The sequence below is a fragment of the Acidocella sp. genome, assembly GCF_050253495.1.
Classification (GTDB): domain Bacteria; phylum Pseudomonadota; class Alphaproteobacteria; order Acetobacterales; family Acetobacteraceae; genus Acidocella.
Genome location: NZ_JBFWIX010000026.1, coordinates 22,162 through 39,879, shown reverse-complemented (window position 1 = coordinate 39,879; position 17,718 = coordinate 22,162). Strand labels below are relative to the sequence as shown.

The following is a 17,718-nucleotide window of genomic DNA, read 5'->3' as shown; positions in this document are numbered from 1 at the left end:
TCGAACCCGCACCCTCTGGGTGATCCATCAAACGCGCCCCTCACGGCCATCAACACCATGATTTATATCGGAAATATTGAGATCCTGACAGCAAAATCAGCGATTTACTTGGGGAATGTGGGATAAATACATGATGGGCTTGGTGCCCGAGCCCAATGAAGATGACGACGTGGTGGAGCATGGCGACGTGCGGGTGTTCGTGGACCCCAAGAGCCGTGAATTGCTCGATGGCACGACCATCGATTTCGTGGTGGCGTTGCAGGGGTCGGGTTTCACGTTCGATAATCCCAACGCCTCCAATAGCTGCTCATGTGGCAAGTCCTTTGGGTGAGGAGGTTTCCATGTTGGCACGGCAGGATGTGAATACCCCTGTTCCGGTCGGGGCGGATGACGATCGCCTGCGGCTGATCGAGGCGGCGATTGAGGAGATCAGACCTAATCTGCGCCGCGATGGTGGGGATTGCGTGCTGGTGGGAGTCGAGGGGCGCGAAGTGAGGGTGAAGCTCACCGGTGCCTGCATGTTTTGCAAACTCTCCGCCGCCACGCTTGAGGGCATTCAAAGCCGTATCGTGGAAAGGCTGGGTGAGTTTGTCCGGCTGGTGCCGGTGCCCGGAGCGCCGGGACGCTGAGACCGTGAGGGCAGGAGGTTGTGATGCAGGTTTATCTCGACAATAACGCCACAACCCACGCAGAGCCAGCCGTGGCCGAGGCGATGTTGCCTTATCTGACGGAGCTGTTCGGCAATCCTTCCTCGGCGCATGGGGTGGGCGGTGAGGTTGCCGCTGCCCTGCGTACCGCGCGCGCGCAGGTGAAGGCGCTGCTCGGCGCGGCGTTTGAGCAGGAGGTCATGTTCTGCTCGGGTGGCACGGAAGCCAACAATACCGCCATCCATGTGGCGTTGGAGACAATGGCCGGGCGTGATGAGATCGTCACCAGCGCGGTTGAGCATCCGGCCATTTTGGCGCCGTTGGCATGGGCGCGCAAACGTTTGGGCGTGAAGGTTCATCATATTCCCGTCGATGGCGCGGGGAGGCTGGATATGGCGGCCTACCGAGCCGCCTTGGGGCCGCGTACGGCGCTGGTGAGTTTCATGTGGGCCAATAACGAGACCGGCACGTTGTTTCCGGTGGGTGAATTGGCGTCCCTGGCCAAGGCGGCTGGCGCGTTGTTTCATACCGATGCCGTGCAGGCGGTGGGGAAATTGCCCATGAGCCTGAAGGAGAGTGAGATCGATCTGCTCTCACTTTCCGGCCATAAGCTGCATGGGCCCAAGGGGATTGGCGCGCTGTATGTCCGCAAGGGGCTGGCCTTTCAGCCTTTGTTGCGCGGGGGGCACCAGGAGCGCGGGCGCCGGGCGGGTACGGAGAATGTGCCTGGCATTATCGGGATGGGGGTGGCGGCAACGCTGGTGGACCCGGTCGACTGGCCCCGCATGGCGGCGCTGCGCGATCGCCTGGAGGCGGGAATTCTGGCCGCCGTGCCCTGTAGCCAAGTGAATGGCGATGTGGCGAACCGGTTGCCGAATACCAGCAATATCGCCTTTGAGGATGTCGATGGCGAGGCCGTGCTGCATGCGCTGGCCAAGGCGGGCATCGCGGCTTCGTCCGGCTCGGCTTGTACCTCCGGCAGCATGGAGCCCTCGCATGTACTGCGGGCCATGGATCTGCCGTTGCGGGCCTTGCATGGGGCGGTGCGGTTTTCTCTCTCGCCACGGACCAGCGCCGGCGAGATCGAGCATGTAATTGAGGTTTTGCCCGGTCTCGTGGCCGCGGCGCGGGAGAGGTCGCCGCTTTGGGCGGACCGCCAGAAGGAACTGGGTTTTGTGTGAGGAGATGAGGTGATGACGCCGTATCCATTTCCGGTCATTTTCAATGACAGTACCTTGCGCGATGGCGAGCAGGCGCCGGGCGTGGCCTTTACCTTGGAAGAGAAATTGCAGATCGCCATGGCCTTGGACAGAGCCGGGGTGGATGAGATCGAGGCCGGGGTGCCGGCCATGGGTGAGACGGAGGTGGCCGCGATCAGCGCCGTGTGCGCAACGCTGCGCCATGCCGCGCCCATCGCCTGGTGCCGGATGACCGAGGGAGACATCGCGGCGGCGCGGCGCAGCGGCGTGTCGCGGGTGAATTTGTCGTTGCCTGTGTCGGACCGGCAGATTCAGGTCAAGTTCGGGACTGGCCGCGCCGATGCGCTGGCCCGCTTGCGCCGCGTGGTTGGCGCGGCGCGCGATGCGGGATTGCAGGTGGCGGTGGGGTGCGAGGATGCGAGCCGCGCCGATATGGATTTTCTGTTGCGGGTGCTGGAAGCGGCCGAGGAGGAAGGCGCGCACCGCCTGCGTTTTGCCGATACGCTAGGCGTGCTGGACCCGTTCACGGTTTTTGGCATTTTCCAGACACTTTGGTCGAATACGGACATTGAACTGGAATTTCACGGGCATGACGATTTGGGGCTGGCCACGGCCAATACGCTGGCGGCGCTGCGTGGCGGCGCCACCCACGCCAGCGTGTGTGTATTGGGGTTGGGAGAGCGCGCCGGCAATGCCGCGCTGGAAGAGGTGGCGGCGGCGCTCAAGCCAATTTTGGGAATGCAGTCGCATATCCGGCTGACACATTTGCCCGCCCTGGCGGCGTTGGTGGCCGAGGCGGCGCGCAGACCCATCGATGCGGCCAAGCCGATTATCGGCACGGCGGTGTTCACGCATGAATCGGGCATTCATGTCTCGGGGCTGCTGCGCGATCCGCATTGCTACGAGGCCTTGGATCCGGCCTCCGTGGGGCGGCACAGGGAAATTGTTCTGGGCAAGCATTCGGGCGCGGCCTCGGTCAATCACGCGCTGGAGCGGCTTGGTTTCGCGCCCAGCCAGGATGAGGTGCGGATCGTGCTGGCGCAAGTGCGCGCTTGCGCGCAGGCCGCCAAGCGCAATGTCAGCGACGCCGAGCTGGCTGCTTTTTACCGGGCCGCCCATCCGGGGCAATATCTGGCCGCCGAATGAACCGGGGATCGCCATTCGCGCTTTGGCGCGAGGATGTGGCCTGCGTGCGCTCACGCGACCCCGCGGCAAGAGGCATGGCGGAGATCGTCGTCACCTATCCGGGGGTGCATGCCTTGTTCTGGTACCGGCTGGCGCATGCGCTTTGGCGCGGCAAGGCGCGGTTCGCGGCACGCGCGCTGTCCTGGTTCGCGCGGCTGGTGACCAATATCGACATCCATCCCGCCGCGACCATTGGCCATCGCTGCTTCATCGACCATGGGGCGGGGGTTGTCATCGGAGAAACCGCCGTGCTGGGAGACGATGTCACGCTTTATCATGGTGTGACGCTGGGCGGGGTGAGCTGGTCGCCAGGCAAGCGCCATCCCACGCTGGGCAACGGTGTGCTGGTGGGGGCGGGTGCCAAGATTCTGGGACCGATCACCGTGGGAGCCGGCGCGCGGGTGGGGGCTAACTCCGTGGTGGTGGAGGACGTGCCCGAAGACATGACCGTGGTGGGGATTCCCGGACGGATCGTGCGCGATGCGCGTGAGCACCGCCTGGCCGATGGGCGCATCAATCTGGAGCATCACCTCATCTCCGATCCGGTGGGGGAAGTTCTGGTCCTCATGCTCGACCGTATTGCTTTTCTGGAAACGCAGGTGGCGCATTTGCGCGGCGACCAGCGCCTGCGTGCCGCTTCAGCCTGGAGACAGTCCCATGAGCGTTCTTGACGATCTTTCCCGCCTTTCCGCGGCGGAGGAGTTTTTTGTTTATCTCGGCGTGGATTACGAGCAGGCGGTGGTGAATGTCGCCCGGCTGCATATTCTGCGCCGCATGGGCCAATATCTGCGCGACAGCCAGGAACGCGAGGTGTTCGCGCGCATGGACGACGAAGAGGTGAAGCTCTTATGCCGAGACCATCTGGCCAAGGCCTATCAGGATTTTATCGTTTCCACGCCGATTCAGGAGCGGTTGTTCAAGGTACACAAGGATGCGGTGGCGCCCAAGACCGCCCCGGCCAAGCCCTTCGTGCCGCTGACATCCTTGACGGGCAGTGTCTGACAATGTCGGTGATACGACATGATGACGGGCTTCCCACGCAGGGTGGAGTGGAATCATCCTTCCCCGGCATCCAAACTTCACGTTTTCTCACCGTTTTGGTTTGGCACGCTGTTTGCTCACTCTCAAGGGAGGGCCGCGGGGCATGAAAAACCAGAGCGGTAACCGGCTAGTTTAGGAAAGAGACCGTGCGATGCATATAGCGGTATGTATGAAGCAGGTGCCGGACAGCGCGCAGATCCGCGTGCATCCTGTGACCAACACCATCATGCGCCAGGGCGTGCCCACCATCATTAACCCGTATGATTTGTTCGCGCTGGAAGAGGCTCTACGACTTCGTGACAAGTTCGGCGGGGAGGTGACGGTGCTGACCATGGGGCCGCCCATGGCCGAGGATTCGCTGCGCAAGGCTCTTACCTTCGGGGCGGACCGCGCGGTGCTGCTGACCGACCGTTTTTTCGCCGGTTCCGATACGCTGGCGACATCCTATGCGCTTTCGATGGCGTTGCTGAAGATTGGCCAGGAATTTGGCGAGATGCCGGTGATTTTCACGGGCAAGCAGACCATCGACGGCGATACCGCCCAGGTCGGGCCGGGAATTGCCAAGCGTTTGAACCTTAACCAGCTCACCTATGTCTCGCGCATCAATGAGCTGGACCAGGAGGCGGGCACCATCACTGTCGAACGCCGCGCCGAAGGCGGGGTGCAGGTGCTCTCCACCAAGATGCCGGTGCTCATCACCATGCTGGAGGGCACCAACGAGATCCGCCGCGGTTCCCTGGCTGACGCCTATCGTGCTGCCTCCGCGAAAATCGTCACCTGGAACGCGGCGGATGCCGGGATTACCGAACTTACCAAATGCGGCCTGCGCGGTTCACCGACGATCGTGAAGAAGGTGTTTGCCCCGCAGGCTCGCGCCGAGACGGCGCAGATACTTTCCGCCGAGGCAGGCTACGATGCCGCCGCGGAGACCCTGATGAACGAGATTTTCAAGCACCAGCCGGCATTGGAGGCGGAACTCATGCGTTTCGCCGCCGGACAGTAAGGAGACGGGCCATGTCTGAATCCAGCCGCGCCAGCACCAAGAAAGAGCTGCCAGAGCACTTCAAGGCCTATAAACATGTATGGGTCGCCGTGGAACTTGAACATGGCGTGGTCCATCCGGTGTCGTTCGAGCTGCTGGGCGAGGGGCGCAAGCTCGCCGATAAGCGCGGCGTGGAACTGGCCGGGGTGGTAATGGGCGGTGACGCGCATAGCGTGGAGGAAGCCGCGCGGGCTTGCTTCGAGCATGGGGCGGATGCCGTCTATACGGTGACGGACCCGGTTCTGGCCGATTACCGCAACGAGACCGCGACGCAGGCGCTGACCGACCTCGTGAATACGTACAAGCCTGAAATTCTGTTGCTGGGCGCGACGAATCTGGGGCGTGACCTGGCTGGGTCGGTGGCGACCACCTTGAAGACCGGTCTGACCGCCGATGCCACCGGGCTGGAAATCGACGGTGAAGGCTCGCTGGCCGCCACCCGCCCGACTTTTGGCGGTTCACTGCTCTGCACCATCATGACGTTGAATTTCCGCCCGCAAATGGCCACCGTGCGTCCGCGCGTGATGGCCATGCCGGAGCGCCAGCCTGGGCGCACGGGGCGGATCGTCCAGCATCCGCTGGGGTTGGCCGAAGAGGATGTGGTGACCAAGGTCCTCAAATTCATCGCCGACCGGGATTCCGACAAGGCGCAGCTTGCTTATGCCGACATCGTGGTGGCGGGTGGGCTGGGGCTGCGCGCGGCGGAGAATTTTCAGCTCGTGAAGAATCTGGCGGAAGTGCTGGGCGCCGAATATGGCGGTTCGCGGCCGCTGGTGCAGAAAGGCTGGATCACCGCCGACCGGCAGATCGGCCAGACGGGTAAGACGATCCGTCCCAAGCTTTATATCGCGGCGGGCATTTCCGGGGCGATTCAACATCGTGTGGGGGTGGAGGGGGCGGATATGATCGTCGCCATCAATACAGATCCGAATGCGCAGATTTTCCAATTCGCGCATTTGGGGATCGTGGCCGATGCGATTGAACTCCTGCCCAAGCTGACGGAGGCGTTCCGGTCTTATTTATCCGTCAACCGTATGGCGGGCTGAGGGGGCAAGACGATGATCGAAGAAAAATTTGATGCGATCGTGGTGGGGGCGGGCGCTTCCGGAAATGCTTGCGCCTATACCATGGCCAAGCTGGGGCTGAAGGTGTTGCAGCTTGAGCGCGGCGAATATCCCGGCAGCAAGAATGTGCAGGGCGCCATTCTTTATGCGGATGCGCTGGAGAAGATCATTCCAGATTTCCGCGACGATGCGCCGCTGGAGCGCCATATCATCGAGCAGCGTCAGTGGACGATGACGGAAACCGCGCATGTGGGCATGCATTTCCGCTCCGACGAGTTCAACGAGGAGCGGCCCAACCGTTATACGATCGTGCGCGCGCAGTTCGATAAATGGTTCAGCCGCAAGGTGCGAGAGGCCGGGGTGACCTTGCTTTGCGAGACGACCGTGACGGACCTGATCCGCGACAATAATGGCCGGGTGATCGGTGTGCGCACGGATCGGGCCGACGGTGTGGCCTTTGCCGGGATCGTGGTGTTGGCCGAAGGCGTGAATGGCTTGGTGGGCGAACGCGCGGGGCTGCGCCCGGTGGTCGCGCCCGAGACCGTGGCGCTGGCGGTGAAGGAGATGCATTTTCTGCCGCGTGAGGTGATCGACGAGCGTTTCAATCTCAAGGGCAATGAGGGCATGGTGATCGAGGCGATGGGCACGATCACCAAGGGCATGACGGGCACGGCCTTCCTGTACACCAACGGTGAGTCGATTTCCGTTGGAATTGGCTGTATCGTTTCAGATTTTGAGGGAACGGGCCAGACCCCCTACGGGCTGCTGGAGGCGTTCAAGAACCATCCCAGCATCAAGCCGATGCTGGCTGGGTCCGAGTGCAAGGAATATGCGGCGCATCTGATCCCCGAAGGTGGGTATAAGGCCATTCCACAGCTTTGCGGCGATGGCTGGCTGGTGGTGGGTGATGCCGGACAGTTTGTGAATGCCGTTCATCGTGAAGGCTCCAATCTGGCCATGACCACGGGGCGGATCGCCGGCGAGACGATTGCCTGGCTGAAGACCCGCAAGGAGCCGGCGACAGCGGCCAACCTGGCTGAGTATCAGCGCCGGCTGGAAGCCAGCTTCGTGATGAAGGACTTGAAGAAATACAAGAATATTCCCGCTTTTCTGCATAGCCGGGCGGGGCAGCTCTTTGGCTTGTATCCGCGGCTTATCACGCAGGCGGCACAGACTTATTTCCGTGTCGATGGCAAGGATAAGCGCAGCAAGGAATCTGAGATCATCAAAAGCTTCACCAAGAGCCGGTCTTTGCCGGGCCTGTTGGGGGATGCATTCAAACTGGCGAGGGCGTGGCGATGAGCGTGACGACAAATTCAGGCGCCGCGGCGCCCAAGGTTGAGGAAAAACTCTTTTATAACCGTTATCTGGTGGATGCCGGACGGCCGCATATCAAGCTCAAGCCGGGGGCGGCGCCTTCCGAGGCGCTGCGCTCCCTGGTGACCACTTGCCCGGCTGGATGCTACAGCAACAACGACAAGGGGCAGGTCGAGCTGGTGACCGATGGGTGCATGGAATGCGGCACGTGCCGCGTGGTGACGGCCAAGACGGGTGAGATTGAGTGGCATTACCCGCGTGGCGGTTACGGCGTGCTCTATAAATTCGGTTGAGTATGAACCAGCTTCCATTCTGGCCGCTGCCGGCGGAGAGTGACCTGCTGCGGCTGCTGGAGGACGATGTCGGCTTTGGCGATTTGACGACGCGGGCGTTGGGCATCGGTCATATGCCGGGGCGGATCAGTTTCTCGGCGCGCGCGCCCATGCGCCTGTGCGGCGTTGAGGAAGCGGCTGGAATGCTGGCGTTGCTGGGGGCCGAGATTGGGTTCAGCGCCGCCAGCGGCATGGATGCCGAGGGGGGAGAGCTGATCTTGTCCGTGACAGGGCCGGCCAGTGTCCTGCATGCGGGTTGGAAAATGGCGCAGCTCGTCATGGAATTCGCCTCGGGTGTGGCGAGCGAGGCCGCCGATATCGTGGCGGCGGCCAGAGCCGTGGCGCCTAATATCGCGGTCATGGTCACACGCAAATCCGTGCCATTCGCGCGGACTTTATCGCTTAAGGCGGCGTTGGCTGGCGGGGCTGAGATTCATCGCCTGGGGCTGCATGACAGTGTGCTGATTTTTCCTGAACATATGGCATTTTTTGAAGATGGGCTGGCGGGTGCTGTCATGGCGGCGCGGCGCGTGGCGCCGGAACGCGCGGTCATGGTGGAGGTGACGGACGAAGCTGGCGCGCTTGCCGCTTCCATGGCGGGCGCCGATGTGATTCAACTGGAGAAATTCACCCCGGAAGCGGCCGCCGCTCTGGCGCGGACATTGCCCAAACGCTCTGATGGCCGCCCCTTCATCGGGGCGGCCGGTGGCGTGACGGCGAAAAACGCGGCGGCTTATGCGGCCGCTGGCGTTGACACGTTGGTAACCTCCTCGCCATTCATGGCCAAACCACGAGACATTAAGGTGGTTCTGGAAAAAGCATAATTTTAATATCGCATGGAACCGTGGCGGACGGGTAAGAAGTGCTTGCCAATTGCTTGATGGTATGTAAACGTGACGTTTGATGGAGTGCCGGCGAGCAGCACTCTTGCCGCCCGGCTGTGGAGGATGCGCCCAGAAGTGAAGGGGGTGCCATGCAGGGATTAAGTTCAGACCGGCCTAGGTCAACTGAAGCTGAGGCCATCCCGGATGTGCCCGTGGGCAGGGGGGCGAATGTCGCGCCTTCCAGCTTGGGGGCTTATGCCACGCGTGCGGAGATCGCGCTGCATGGCGTTTACGAGGTTTCCAAGGTTCTGGCCACGCCCGCGCGGCTGGAGACGACCCTTTCAAATGTGCTTGGCGTGTTGTCCAGTTTCATGGACATGCATCATGGTATCATTGCCCTGTTGAATGCTGAGGGGTTGCCTGACATCGCCGTTGGCAGCGGCTGGAGCGATGAAACCGCCAAGCATCATTTCAACCGCTTGCCCGAGCGCGCGGTGGGGCAGATCGTGACCACGAAAATGCCGGTGGTGATCGAGAACATTAAGCAGAGTCCACTTTTCACCGGCTGGTGGGAAGCCGAATGGGGCCACAGCAACGCGATGGTCTCGTTTATCGGCGTTCCCATCAAGGTGCGGGACAAGGTGGTCGGCACCATCACACTCGATCGTGTCTGGGACCGTCATACGACTTTCGGGATGGACCAGGATGTCCGGTTTCTGGTGATGATCGCCAATCTCGTGGGTCAGACCGTGCGGTTGCACGATGTGGTGGGACGTGACCGCGAACGGTTGATGAGTGAGCAGCGGCGGCTGGAAAAAGAGTTGCTGCTGGCGGGCAAGGGCAAAGGGGAACGGGACTTGCCCGCCCAGACGATCATCGGCGAAAGCGATGCCATACGTTCGGTGATCGAGAAGATCCGGGTTGTGGCGCGTAGCCATTCCACCGTGTTGCTGCGTGGGGAGTCTGGAACCGGTAAGGAGCTTTTCGCCCGGGCGACACATGATCTTTCACCGCGCCGCAACGGGCCGTTCGTCAAGGTCAATTGTGCCGCCTTGCCGGAAAGCATGCTGGAATCCGAATTGTTCGGTCATGAGAAAGGCGCTTTCACCGGCGCTTTGACGCAACGCAAGGGGCGTTTTGAACTGGCCGACGGCGGTACTTTGTTTCTCGATGAGATTGGTGAGATTTCTCCCGCTTTTCAGGCCAAGCTGCTGCGCGTGTTGCAGGAAGGAGAGTTTGAGCGGGTCGGCGGGATGAAGACGATCAAGGTGAGTGTCAGGCTTGTCACCGCGACCAACAAAAACCTCGAAGAAGCCGTGGCGAAAGGGGAGTTTCGGGCCGATCTTTACTACCGGATCAATGTCGTTTCCATTTTGCTGCCGCCGTTGCGCAGCCGCCCGGACGACATCAACCCCCTGGCGCGCGAATTTCTGCGCCGGTTCAACGAGGAGCATGGCACGGAACTGACATTGGGGCCGCAAGCGACTCGGCTGCTGCGTGAATGCGGATTTCCGGGAAATGTGCGTGAGCTGGAGAATTGTGTCCGCCGGACCGCGACCTTGGCCAAGCACCAGGAACTGGTTGCGGATGATTTTGCTTGCCGCCATGATGAATGCCTGTCCGCGACCCTCTGGCGCGGGACAAGCAATCTCGATCTGTTCAATATTCTGCCGTTGGAGGCCAAACCGGCGGCGCCGGCCAAGTCGCCTCCTCCTGCCGTGGCCCCGCCTCCAGCTTCCGTGGCGCCCGACCTGCCGGATCCGACGACATGCCCACAGGTGGAGAGTTGCCGGTCATTGAATAGCGAGGCGCATCTGGAAAGGGAACAACTGGTTCAAGCCATGGAGGCCACCGGCTGGGTACAGGCCAAGGCGGCTCGCATGCTGAAGCTGACACCGCGCCAGATTGGTTATGCGTTGCGAAAGCACAACATACCGATCAAGAAATTCTGACCGAGGCTTCCCGAAGGACCGGGCATGAAGGGTTTTCCACAAGCCGATAAACGGCATAACAAGGAGAGCAGACTATGAAATTGAGTGCCCGTAATGTCATTCCCGGCAAGGTCGTTGCCATCACCAAGGGGGCCACAACCTCTCACATCAAAATCGAGATTGCGCCGGGTCAGGTCATTACGTCTTCGATTACCAATGAATCGGTTGAGGGTCTGATGCTGACGATTGGCGACCAGGTTTGCGCCGTTATCAAATCCTCCGACGTGATTGTCGGAAAGTAACTAGGTTTTAAAAAGTCTTCGTAAATTTGGGGCAAGTTTTTTGCGAAGTTCAGAGTCTTTGGGTGCTTTTCATCAAAAGCGCCCAAACCTCGTGAAAATTCATCAATGATTTCAATTTTTGGCTGTGGATGGTCTTGAAGTGGCGCTAAGCCTTCATGCCTGGGGGCGCTGGGCTGAGGCGCGGTATAATCCGCCCCAGCGTGTCATTTCCTCCCACCAGAGCGCGGCGATGCTGGGCTGGCAGGCCATGATGGTGCCGTAGCCACCGGTGAATTCCTCCCAGGCTGGGTAGACGCGCATGGCAACGGCGGCGAGCACGGGAATGCCCGCCAGCACGGCTTCGGCGATTTCATCGCGCATGCCACCCCCTTGGGCCTCCTGCTTTCCGAATTTATCGACGATGATGAGGTCCACCTGTGCCTCTATGGCGTTGCGCAGGCACATGGCCGCGTCCGCCAGGCCGGAGGGGTCGAGATGGCAGGCGCGGGCTCCAGGGCCAAGTGTCTGGCAAAGCGGAATATGCCGTCCCGTCAGCAGGTCGACAGCTTTGGGCGGAGTGCGTGGGCCGCAGGCAAGGCGCGGTTGCAGAATACCACCGATCCGATAGCCTTCCGTGCTCAGCCTTTGTGCCATGCCAGCCAGAACGGTTTGGGTGTCGTCCTCGGTACCATACAAAATAGCCGCGAGATTGGAGCAAGGCGGCATGGTGGCGATATTGTCGGACATATCGGTCTCCTTGGCGTGCGATGGCCTTTTGGGTGGGCGGCGAACCCGTCTTACCCCCCCAGATCCATTGTCGGTTTTTCGACAGGCTTGGGTGGATACGCAGGTACAGCAATCAACGTGCCAAGAAGGGAAGGGATTTCGTCGTAAATCCGACGGTGAATTGTCGCGCCACATACGGGGGGGCGAAATTTTGGCTGGAATCCAGGCCTCATGAGGCTGGCACGGGGATTGCTCATTCCCGGAACAAGGTTGTTTCGTAACAGGAGCCGTGATCATGGCCTATAAAATTATCGCTTCTCAATGCACGGGTTGTTCGGCCTGCGAGTTTGAATGCCCCAATGCCGCCATCTCGATGAAGGGCGAGACATTTATCATCGATCCCAAGAAATGCACGGAATGCGAAGGGCTTCACGACACGCCCAAATGCGCGGAGGTTTGCCCCGTGCCCAATACCTGTGTGCCGGCATGAAGGTGATGATCCGTCGCGCGGCGGATACGGGGCTTTCCATCTATGTGCCCAAGAAGGATCTCGAAGAGCCGATCGTGGAGACGGAGCGTGAGGATCTGTGGGGCGGCTGGGTGCGCGTGGCCAATGGCTGGGTGTTGGAGCTGCCGGAGATGCCAGCCGATACACGCTTGCCGGTGACAGTGAATGCCCGCAAGCGTGGGGAGGAGGAATGAGATGAGCGCGGCGCTGGATAATATGTCTCAGGCGCGGGGCTTGCTGCGTGAGGCGGCTTGGCGTTTGAAGGCTGGTGAGGTTGTACCCTATCTTGGGCCTGCCCTTGTGCCTCAGGCGGCCAGTCCGCGCACACCGGAGGCTCTGGCGGCTTTCATGGGCACCAAGGTGGCGCTGCCCCGGCGGGCCAAGGGCAATGTCTGGGCGGCGGCGCAACATATAGAGAGCTATAAGCACCGTAATACGGTGACGGCGCTGATGAACGAGGCGTTCGCCACGCCGGTTCCGCCGGCTCCCATGCATGAGGTCTTGGCGGGACTCAACCTGCCATTGATCGTGGAAAGCTGGTACGACGATGCCATGCGCACCGCACTGGCCGGGCGTGCCGGTTGGGGCGAAGTGCAGGGGATTACCCGGGCTGGGATTGGCGAGGATCGCTGGTTTCGTTTTTATGGTCCTGGCGGCGAGGCCGCCACGGCGGAAGAGGCAAGCCGCTGGAACACATTGTTGTACCGTCCGCATGGCGGGGTCAGCCCCGCGCGGAACTATCTGATTTCCGATGCCGACTATGTCGAGGTTCTGACGGAAATCGACATTCAGACGCCAATCCCCGAGGAGGTGCGCCGGCGCCGCGCGGGGCGCAGCTTCATCTTCATTGGTTGCCGTTTTCACGATCAGATGCTGCGTTCCTATGCCAGGCAGATCATGAAGCGCAGCGCCACCACGCATTATGCCTTGCTGCCAGATGGCGAACTGACCCGTAACGAGGCGCGGTTTTTGGCCGAACAAGGAATCGTGGCGGTGCCGTTGCCATTCGAGGATGCGGTGAAGGAGATTTTGTCTGGTCTGTGACGTCGCCTTTGCGACAGTTTGTGCGGTCGTGGCCAAAAACAAAGAAAAACCCAGGATATTTTCTGGCACGCGGTTTGCTCAAATGAGATTGGGATGTGTATCCGAGGCGGCCGGGAGACAACCCGGCGGCCGCAATGAATAAGGAGCGGACATGGTTGAGATGATCACGCAGAATTCCAGCTCTGACCTGGAGCAGGTGATGCAGCAAATGGCCGAGCATAAAGGCTGCGGTACATCCGGTGGGTCCGGCAAGGCCAGTTGCGGTTCCGCCGCCGGGCAGGGCGATCTGCCCACCGAGATTTGGGAAAAAGTAAAGAACCACCCTTGTTATTCCGAGGAAGCGCATCATCATTTCGCGCGGATGCATGTGGCGGTGGCGCCAGCCTGTAATATTCAGTGCAATTACTGTAACCGGAAATATGATTGCGCCAATGAATCGCGCCCAGGTGTGGTGAGCGAGAAATTGACCCCGGAGCAGGCGGCCAAGAAGGTTGTCGCCGTTGCCTCCGTGATTCCGCAGATGACGGTTCTGGGCATCGCTGGGCCAGGCGACCCGCTGGCCAACCCGGCGAAAACCTTCCGTACGTTCGAGTTGATCGCGCAGACCGCGCCGGACATCAAGCTTTGCCTGTCGACAAACGGGTTGGCTCTGCCTGATCTGGTGGAACGCATCGCGCAATATAACATCGATCACGTGACCATCACCATCAACATGGTCGATCCGGAAGTTGGCGCGAAAATCTATCCGTGGATCTTTTGGGATCATAAGCGCTATACGGGCGTCGAGGCGGCGCGTATTCTCTCCGAGCATCAGTTGCGCGGGCTGGAGATGCTGACCGAGCGCGGTATTCTGTGCAAGGTCAACTCCGTGATGATTCCCGGCATCAATGACAAGCATCTCGTCGAGGTGAACAAAGCCGTGAAATCGCGTGGGGCGTTCCTGCATAACATCATGCCGCTGATTTCCGCCCCGGAGCATGGCACGGTGTTCGGGCTGAATGGCCAGCGTGGCCCTTCAGCTCAGGAACTGAAGGCGTTGCAGGATGAATGCCAGGGCGAGATGAACATGATGCGCCATTGCCGCCAGTGCCGCGCGGATGCGGTGGGGCTGCTGGGTGAGGACCGGTCCGCTGAGTTCACCACGGACAAGATCATGGCGATGGATGTGTCCTACGATCTTGAGGCGCGCCGGACTTATCAGGCTGCGGTCGAGGATGAGCGTCAGGCCAAGGTTGCGGCCAAGCAGGAAGAGCTTGCCAAGCTCGCCGGCGTGAACAGCGAGGTCTCCTTGCTCGTGGCGGTGGCCACCAAGGGATCTGGGCTTATCAACGAACATTTTGGCCACGCCAAGGAGTTCCAGATTTATGAACTCTCCACGGTGGGGGCGAAATTTGTCGGACATCGGCGTGTGGATATGTATTGCCAGGGCGGTTACGGCGAGGAAGATACGCTGGAGACCGTGATCCGGGCGATCAATGATTGTCACGCCGTGTTCGTTGCCAAGATAGGCGGTTGTCCAAAGGCGGATCTAACCGCCGCGGGAATTGAGCCGGTTGATGAATATGCTCATGAGTTCATCGAAAAATCGGCCCTGGTTTGGTTCAAGGGCTATCTGGCGAAGGTTGCCAGTGGTGAGATCACGCATCAGGCGCGTGGCGATGCGCAAATTCGCCAGGGGGCGATTATCTCCGCGGCCTAACGAGCCATGACTTCCGGCGGGAAGCTGGCCGGTCACCGGATGGGTGAAGCGCCACTTAATTTCAATAAGGAGAGACGGACCGAGGCATGACATGAAAGCGCAAGGTGGGTTTCATGTCATCCTGGTTCATGGAAAGGACGGACAATATGGCTTACAAGATTGTTTCCTCTCAATGCACGAGCTGTTCCGCCTGTGAGGCGGAATGCCCCAACGTCGCCATTTCGGAAAAAAATGGCACGTTCGTCATCGATCCAAAAAAATGCACGGAATGCATCGGTTATTTCGATAGCGCGCAGTGCGCCGCCGTATGCCCGGTGGATGATACTTGTGTCATAGACACGTCTTATCCACGCTATCAGCCACGGGCATGATGTCATGAATCTGACAATCACGCCCAAGGCGCAAAAATTCATCCGCTTCATGCTCATGGCCGATGGCGGTCCGGGAGCGGGGTTTCGTCTGGCGGTTTCGCCTGGCGGATGCTCAGGGTTGAATTCCGACATCTCGGTGCAGGCTTCGCCGGCAGAGGGTGAGGTGGAAATGGAGGTTGCGGGGCTTAAACTCTTCCTCAACGCCGAAAGCCGGATTTTGTTGGATGGTGTCACCATCGATTTCACCGATGGTGCCGCCAAGACCGGTCTGGTTTTCATCACGCCGACTCCGACGGTTTGCGGTTCAGCCCTGGGGCTGACCGCGTAACGGTATGCACTATGTCTGACGGCGCGGATATTCCATTTTCTGAATTTTCGGCGGCCCTTCTGGGAAATGGGCTGGCACCGGACGCTGAGCGGCATCTGGCGCTGGCGGCGGACACCTATCGTTTTGGCGATGTCGCCGAGGCGCATCTGCTGGATGCCCAGGCCATCGCGCCGGAGCACCCGGCGGTTCTGATTGGCCTATACCGTTTTTACTTTTACAAAGGTCAACTCGCGCAAACTTTGGTGGTCGCGCAGCGTTGCCTGGATGTGGCGGCGCGCGAACTGAACCTGCCATGCGACTGGCGCCAGGCGCGCTCATCCATGGCAAGATTTGGCGCTTATGAAGAGATGGGGCCGCGCTTTTTTCTCTTTTCCTTGAAGGGCTATGCCTATTTGCATATGCGGCTGGGGGATCTGGTGGAAGGGCGGCGGGCCTTGCTTAAACTTTTGGAGCTTGACGCGACGGACAAGATTGGCGCGCGGGTTCTGCTCGATGTCATTACCCGTACCGAGGAGGCCGAGGGTGACGGATATTGACGAAGCGATAGATTGGCGCGGCGAAGAGGTGGATTGCGCGGCTTGCCCGCATCTTGGAGTGGCCGAATGCATCCTCAAGCGGGCTTGCGTACAAGATCGTTATGCGCGGCGCATCGATCGCTTTTTCGACTGGAACACGGGGTTGGCCAATTCATATCTTGCCCATCCGCATTTCGAGGTGCGCGCCATCGCCGCCAAGCATGCCGATATATTTCGCTTGCCGCCGCTTTTGGATGACGAGGATGAAACCGTACGCTGGAATGCGGCACGGCGCCTGCCGGATAGCTATGCCTTGAAGCTGCGCCAGGATCCGCATCGTGAAGTGAGGATCCGTGTGGCAACCAGGCTGGAAATGTCGGATTTGGCGCCAATGCTGGCGGATTGCGACTATTATGTGAGGTTGGTGGTGGCCCGGCGTGTGCCTCCGGCTTTGTTGCTGCGTCTCGTTCAGGATCCCGAAGCCGAGGTGCGGCGGGTGGTGGCTTCGCGCCTTGCGCCGGAGCAATTGCTGCTGATGGCGAAAGATGTGGACGAAATGGTCCGCAGGGAAGTCGCGCAGCGCCTGCCCGCCGATTTATTGTCTTTTCTGCATGAGGATGAAAGCTGGCTCGTCCGGCTAGAGGTCGCGCAAAGGGGCCCCTATCAGGTGGCGCTGGGATTGGTGGAGGATCAGGATCCAATGGTGGCGGAAGCGGCCCGCGCGCGCGCCGCCAAGATGCGGGCTGTGTCATGACCAATATCGTGCGCGACAGTGACGAAGTTGAACTAAGCGGCCCGCCGGCCTTTACCTATGGTGAAAAAGTACGTTCGCGGCGTGTTATCAGAAATGACGGAACCTATCCAGGAAAAGATATTGGCGAAGTCCTGGTAAAGAAAGGTGAAGAAGGAGTCGTGACCAGTATTGGCACGTTTCTTCAGCAATTCTATATTTATGGTGTTGAGTTCATTGTTTCGGGGCATCGTGTCGGTATGAAGCGCCGTGAATTGGAACCGCTATCTCAGACCGGTGAGGATGAGGATATTCCCCTGCCCAGGAGACGGAAAGCATGATCGAACCGCGTGTCGCGAAATATGGTTGGGGGCAGCCCGTGCTTGCCGCCGAGGATCTGTTCAATGACGGCAGCTTCCCCGGTACGGAGGAAGGCAGCTTGTTGGTGCAAGCCGGCGAGCGTGGCGAGATCGTCAATGTCGGCACGCATGTGGAGGCCAACCTTCCCATCTATCTCGTTGAGTTCTCACAGGATCGTGTGGTTGGCTGCCTGGAGGAGGAGATTACCCCGCTCTCGCCATGACACCGCACCCGAATGAGCTTGATAAACGCAGGATTGAGCGTGCGCTGGAGCGGCGCGCGCGCTACCGTTATGTGTCGCCGCGTGTGGTTGGAGTCGAATCCGGATATAAGGTCGAGAGCCCCTGTTGCTCGCGTAATATCGATACGCAAGGCGGGATCATCGACATTGCCTTGCTGGCTTATCATGCGCGAGAGCGGCTCTGGGGGCTTTATCGAAAAAATCACGAAGCCGATGAATGGCTTTTGGTCGATGCTCTGGAGACCTTGCCGGAGGCCTTGAATATTTTGGCCGAGGATACCGACAGAAGATTTTGGCAATGAAATTGCTTGGGTAACGCTGAGGCTTTGCGTG

The 17,718-nt window shown here is 60.2% G+C and carries 25 protein-coding genes; 24 read left to right on the top strand and 1 reads right to left on the bottom strand.

All coding sequences use genetic code 11. The features are described from left to right. Positions 1-130: 130 nt before the first annotated feature. The 13 genes from AB7D48_RS15415 (at position 131) to AB7D48_RS15355 (ending at position 10,884) form a co-directional block, all read left to right on the top strand. Positions 131-331: a HesB/IscA family protein gene (locus AB7D48_RS15415; RefSeq protein WP_427980936.1), complete on the top strand. Its 201-nt coding sequence runs from the start codon at positions 131-133 to the stop codon at positions 329-331. 10 nt (positions 332-341) lie between these two features. Beyond that, positions 342-629 carry a NifU family protein gene (locus AB7D48_RS15410; RefSeq protein WP_427980933.1) on the top strand — a complete coding sequence of 96 codons (288 nt, stop codon included), beginning with the start codon at positions 342-344 and terminating at the stop codon, positions 627-629. A 20-nt stretch (positions 630-649) separates the two neighbouring features. Next, positions 650-1,828 carry a cysteine desulfurase NifS gene (nifS, locus tag AB7D48_RS15405; protein ID WP_427980930.1) on the top strand — a complete coding sequence of 393 codons (1,179 nt, stop codon included), beginning with the start codon at positions 650-652 and terminating at the stop codon, positions 1,826-1,828. Between the two features lie 12 nt (positions 1,829-1,840). Continuing rightward, complete coding sequence (nifV, locus tag AB7D48_RS15400) at positions 1,841-2,992, top strand: homocitrate synthase (RefSeq protein WP_427980927.1); 1,152 nt, start codon at positions 1,841-1,843, stop codon at positions 2,990-2,992. Further along, complete coding sequence (gene cysE / locus AB7D48_RS15395; protein ID WP_427980924.1) at positions 2,989-3,702, top strand: serine O-acetyltransferase; 714 nt, start codon at positions 2,989-2,991, stop codon at positions 3,700-3,702. Before nifV ends, cysE begins: the two co-directional genes overlap by 4 nt. Then, positions 3,689-4,033 (top strand): nitrogenase stabilizing/protective protein NifW, encoded by a 345-nt coding sequence (nifW, locus tag AB7D48_RS15390; RefSeq protein ID WP_427980921.1) that lies wholly within the window; start codon positions 3,689-3,691, stop codon positions 4,031-4,033. The genes cysE and nifW overlap by 14 nt, the downstream gene beginning before the upstream one ends. 208 nt (positions 4,034-4,241) lie before the next feature. Further along, positions 4,242-5,075, top strand: a complete 834-nt coding sequence (locus AB7D48_RS15385; protein WP_427980918.1) for an electron transfer flavoprotein subunit beta/FixA family protein — start codon at positions 4,242-4,244, stop codon at positions 5,073-5,075. An 11-nt stretch (positions 5,076-5,086) separates the two neighbouring features. Beyond that, positions 5,087-6,160 (top strand): electron transfer flavoprotein subunit alpha/FixB family protein, encoded by a 1,074-nt coding sequence (locus AB7D48_RS15380; RefSeq protein ID WP_427980915.1) that lies wholly within the window; start codon positions 5,087-5,089, stop codon positions 6,158-6,160. Between the two features lie 12 nt (positions 6,161-6,172). Continuing rightward, positions 6,173-7,480 carry an FAD-dependent oxidoreductase gene (locus tag AB7D48_RS15375; RefSeq protein ID WP_427980912.1) on the top strand — a complete coding sequence of 436 codons (1,308 nt, stop codon included), beginning with the start codon at positions 6,173-6,175 and terminating at the stop codon, positions 7,478-7,480. Beyond that, positions 7,477-7,788, top strand: a complete 312-nt coding sequence (locus AB7D48_RS15370; RefSeq protein WP_427980909.1) for a ferredoxin family protein — start codon at positions 7,477-7,479, stop codon at positions 7,786-7,788. The genes AB7D48_RS15375 and AB7D48_RS15370 overlap by 4 nt, the downstream gene beginning before the upstream one ends. Positions 7,789-7,790: 2 nt before the next feature. Continuing rightward, positions 7,791-8,651, top strand: coding sequence for a ModD protein (gene modD, locus AB7D48_RS15365; RefSeq protein ID WP_427980906.1), 861 nt, complete (start codon positions 7,791-7,793; stop codon positions 8,649-8,651). 149 nt (positions 8,652-8,800) lie between these two features. After that, the gene (nifA, locus tag AB7D48_RS15360; protein ID WP_427980904.1) at positions 8,801-10,603 is read left to right on the top strand and encodes a nif-specific transcriptional activator NifA; all 1,803 of its coding nucleotides are present in this window, start codon (positions 8,801-8,803) and stop codon (positions 10,601-10,603) included. A gap of 74 nt (positions 10,604-10,677) precedes the next feature. Then, positions 10,678-10,884, top strand: coding sequence for a TOBE domain-containing protein (locus AB7D48_RS15355; RefSeq protein ID WP_427980902.1), 207 nt, complete (start codon positions 10,678-10,680; stop codon positions 10,882-10,884). A 153-nt stretch (positions 10,885-11,037) separates the two neighbouring features. On the opposite strand, the gene AB7D48_RS15350 is transcribed toward AB7D48_RS15355, so the two are convergent. After that, positions 11,038-11,610: a DUF2478 domain-containing protein gene (locus AB7D48_RS15350; protein ID WP_427980900.1), complete on the bottom strand. Its 573-nt coding sequence runs from the start codon at positions 11,608-11,610 to the stop codon at positions 11,038-11,040. A 274-nt stretch (positions 11,611-11,884) separates the two neighbouring features. Between AB7D48_RS15350 and AB7D48_RS15345 the strand changes: the two genes are divergently transcribed. From AB7D48_RS15345 to AB7D48_RS15295, 11 genes are all read left to right on the top strand, one after another. After that, the gene (locus AB7D48_RS15345) at positions 11,885-12,079 is read left to right on the top strand and encodes a 4Fe-4S dicluster domain-containing protein (protein WP_427980898.1); all 195 of its coding nucleotides are present in this window, start codon (positions 11,885-11,887) and stop codon (positions 12,077-12,079) included. Further along, positions 12,076-12,291 carry a putative nitrogen fixation protein NifT gene (gene nifT, locus AB7D48_RS15340; RefSeq protein WP_427980896.1) on the top strand — a complete coding sequence of 72 codons (216 nt, stop codon included), beginning with the start codon at positions 12,076-12,078 and terminating at the stop codon, positions 12,289-12,291. Before AB7D48_RS15345 ends, nifT begins: the two co-directional genes overlap by 4 nt. 1 nt (position 12,292) lies before the next feature. Continuing rightward, positions 12,293-13,141 (top strand): SIR2 family NAD-dependent protein deacylase, encoded by an 849-nt coding sequence (locus AB7D48_RS15335; protein WP_427980894.1) that lies wholly within the window; start codon positions 12,293-12,295, stop codon positions 13,139-13,141. Between the two features lie 151 nt (positions 13,142-13,292). Next, positions 13,293-14,840, top strand: a complete 1,548-nt coding sequence (nifB, locus tag AB7D48_RS15330; RefSeq protein WP_427980892.1) for a nitrogenase cofactor biosynthesis protein NifB — start codon at positions 13,293-13,295, stop codon at positions 14,838-14,840. Between the two features lie 113 nt (positions 14,841-14,953). After that, on the top strand, positions 14,954-15,211 hold the full coding sequence (locus tag AB7D48_RS15325; protein WP_427980890.1) for a 4Fe-4S binding protein: 258 nt from the start codon (positions 14,954-14,956) through the stop codon (positions 15,209-15,211). 4 nt (positions 15,212-15,215) lie between these two features. Then, on the top strand, positions 15,216-15,539 hold the full coding sequence (locus tag AB7D48_RS15320; RefSeq protein WP_427980888.1) for a HesB/IscA family protein: 324 nt from the start codon (positions 15,216-15,218) through the stop codon (positions 15,537-15,539). Positions 15,540-15,550: 11 nt separating this feature from the next. Then, a complete protein-coding gene (locus AB7D48_RS15315; protein WP_427980886.1) occupies positions 15,551-16,075 on the top strand; it encodes a hypothetical protein in 525 nt (174 codons plus the stop codon). Next, entirely contained in the window at positions 16,062-16,808 is a 747-nt protein-coding gene (locus AB7D48_RS15310) for a 4Fe4S-binding leucine-rich repeat protein (RefSeq protein ID WP_427980884.1), read from the top strand. Before AB7D48_RS15315 ends, AB7D48_RS15310 begins: the two co-directional genes overlap by 14 nt. Beyond that, a complete protein-coding gene (locus AB7D48_RS15305; protein ID WP_427980882.1) occupies positions 16,805-17,125 on the top strand; it encodes a nitrogen fixation protein NifZ in 321 nt (106 codons plus the stop codon). The genes AB7D48_RS15310 and AB7D48_RS15305 overlap by 4 nt, the downstream gene beginning before the upstream one ends. After that, a complete protein-coding gene (locus tag AB7D48_RS15300) occupies positions 17,122-17,367 on the top strand; it encodes a nitrogen fixation protein NifZ (protein WP_427980880.1) in 246 nt (81 codons plus the stop codon). Before AB7D48_RS15305 ends, AB7D48_RS15300 begins: the two co-directional genes overlap by 4 nt. Next, positions 17,364-17,687 (top strand): DUF3024 domain-containing protein, encoded by a 324-nt coding sequence (locus AB7D48_RS15295; protein WP_427980877.1) that lies wholly within the window; start codon positions 17,364-17,366, stop codon positions 17,685-17,687. Before AB7D48_RS15300 ends, AB7D48_RS15295 begins: the two co-directional genes overlap by 4 nt. The last annotated feature ends 31 nt before the right edge of the window (positions 17,688-17,718 follow it).

Coding starts and splice junctions, on each gene's coding strand:
- cysE (WP_427980924.1), top strand. CDS start 2,989: ATGAACCGGGGATCGCCATTCGCGCTTTGGCGCGAGGATGTGGCCTGC.
- AB7D48_RS15305 (WP_427980882.1), top strand. CDS start 16,805: ATGACCAATATCGTGCGCGACAGTGACGAAGTTGAACTAAGCGGCCCG.
- AB7D48_RS15300 (WP_427980880.1), top strand. CDS start 17,122: ATGATCGAACCGCGTGTCGCGAAATATGGTTGGGGGCAGCCCGTGCTT.
- AB7D48_RS15355 (WP_427980902.1), top strand. CDS start 10,678: ATGAAATTGAGTGCCCGTAATGTCATTCCCGGCAAGGTCGTTGCCATC.
- AB7D48_RS15335 (WP_427980894.1), top strand. CDS start 12,293: ATGAGCGCGGCGCTGGATAATATGTCTCAGGCGCGGGGCTTGCTGCGT.
- nifB (WP_427980892.1), top strand. CDS start 13,293: ATGGTTGAGATGATCACGCAGAATTCCAGCTCTGACCTGGAGCAGGTG.
- AB7D48_RS15345 (WP_427980898.1), top strand. CDS start 11,885: ATGGCCTATAAAATTATCGCTTCTCAATGCACGGGTTGTTCGGCCTGC.
- AB7D48_RS15350 (WP_427980900.1), bottom strand. CDS start 11,610: ATGTCCGACAATATCGCCACCATGCCGCCTTGCTCCAATCTCGCGGCT.
- AB7D48_RS15385 (WP_427980918.1), top strand. CDS start 4,242: ATGAAGCAGGTGCCGGACAGCGCGCAGATCCGCGTGCATCCTGTGACC.
- nifA (WP_427980904.1), top strand. CDS start 8,801: ATGCAGGGATTAAGTTCAGACCGGCCTAGGTCAACTGAAGCTGAGGCC.
- nifV (WP_427980927.1), top strand. CDS start 1,841: ATGACGCCGTATCCATTTCCGGTCATTTTCAATGACAGTACCTTGCGC.
- AB7D48_RS15375 (WP_427980912.1), top strand. CDS start 6,173: ATGATCGAAGAAAAATTTGATGCGATCGTGGTGGGGGCGGGCGCTTCC.
- AB7D48_RS15325 (WP_427980890.1), top strand. CDS start 14,954: ATGTCATCCTGGTTCATGGAAAGGACGGACAATATGGCTTACAAGATT.
- AB7D48_RS15315 (WP_427980886.1), top strand. CDS start 15,551: ATGTCTGACGGCGCGGATATTCCATTTTCTGAATTTTCGGCGGCCCTT.
- AB7D48_RS15295 (WP_427980877.1), top strand. CDS start 17,364: ATGACACCGCACCCGAATGAGCTTGATAAACGCAGGATTGAGCGTGCG.
- AB7D48_RS15370 (WP_427980909.1), top strand. CDS start 7,477: ATGAGCGTGACGACAAATTCAGGCGCCGCGGCGCCCAAGGTTGAGGAA.
- nifW (WP_427980921.1), top strand. CDS start 3,689: ATGAGCGTTCTTGACGATCTTTCCCGCCTTTCCGCGGCGGAGGAGTTT.
- AB7D48_RS15415 (WP_427980936.1), top strand. CDS start 131: ATGATGGGCTTGGTGCCCGAGCCCAATGAAGATGACGACGTGGTGGAG.
- nifT (WP_427980896.1), top strand. CDS start 12,076: ATGAAGGTGATGATCCGTCGCGCGGCGGATACGGGGCTTTCCATCTAT.
- AB7D48_RS15320 (WP_427980888.1), top strand. CDS start 15,216: ATGAATCTGACAATCACGCCCAAGGCGCAAAAATTCATCCGCTTCATG.
- AB7D48_RS15380 (WP_427980915.1), top strand. CDS start 5,087: ATGTCTGAATCCAGCCGCGCCAGCACCAAGAAAGAGCTGCCAGAGCAC.
- modD (WP_427980906.1), top strand. CDS start 7,791: ATGAACCAGCTTCCATTCTGGCCGCTGCCGGCGGAGAGTGACCTGCTG.
- AB7D48_RS15410 (WP_427980933.1), top strand. CDS start 342: ATGTTGGCACGGCAGGATGTGAATACCCCTGTTCCGGTCGGGGCGGAT.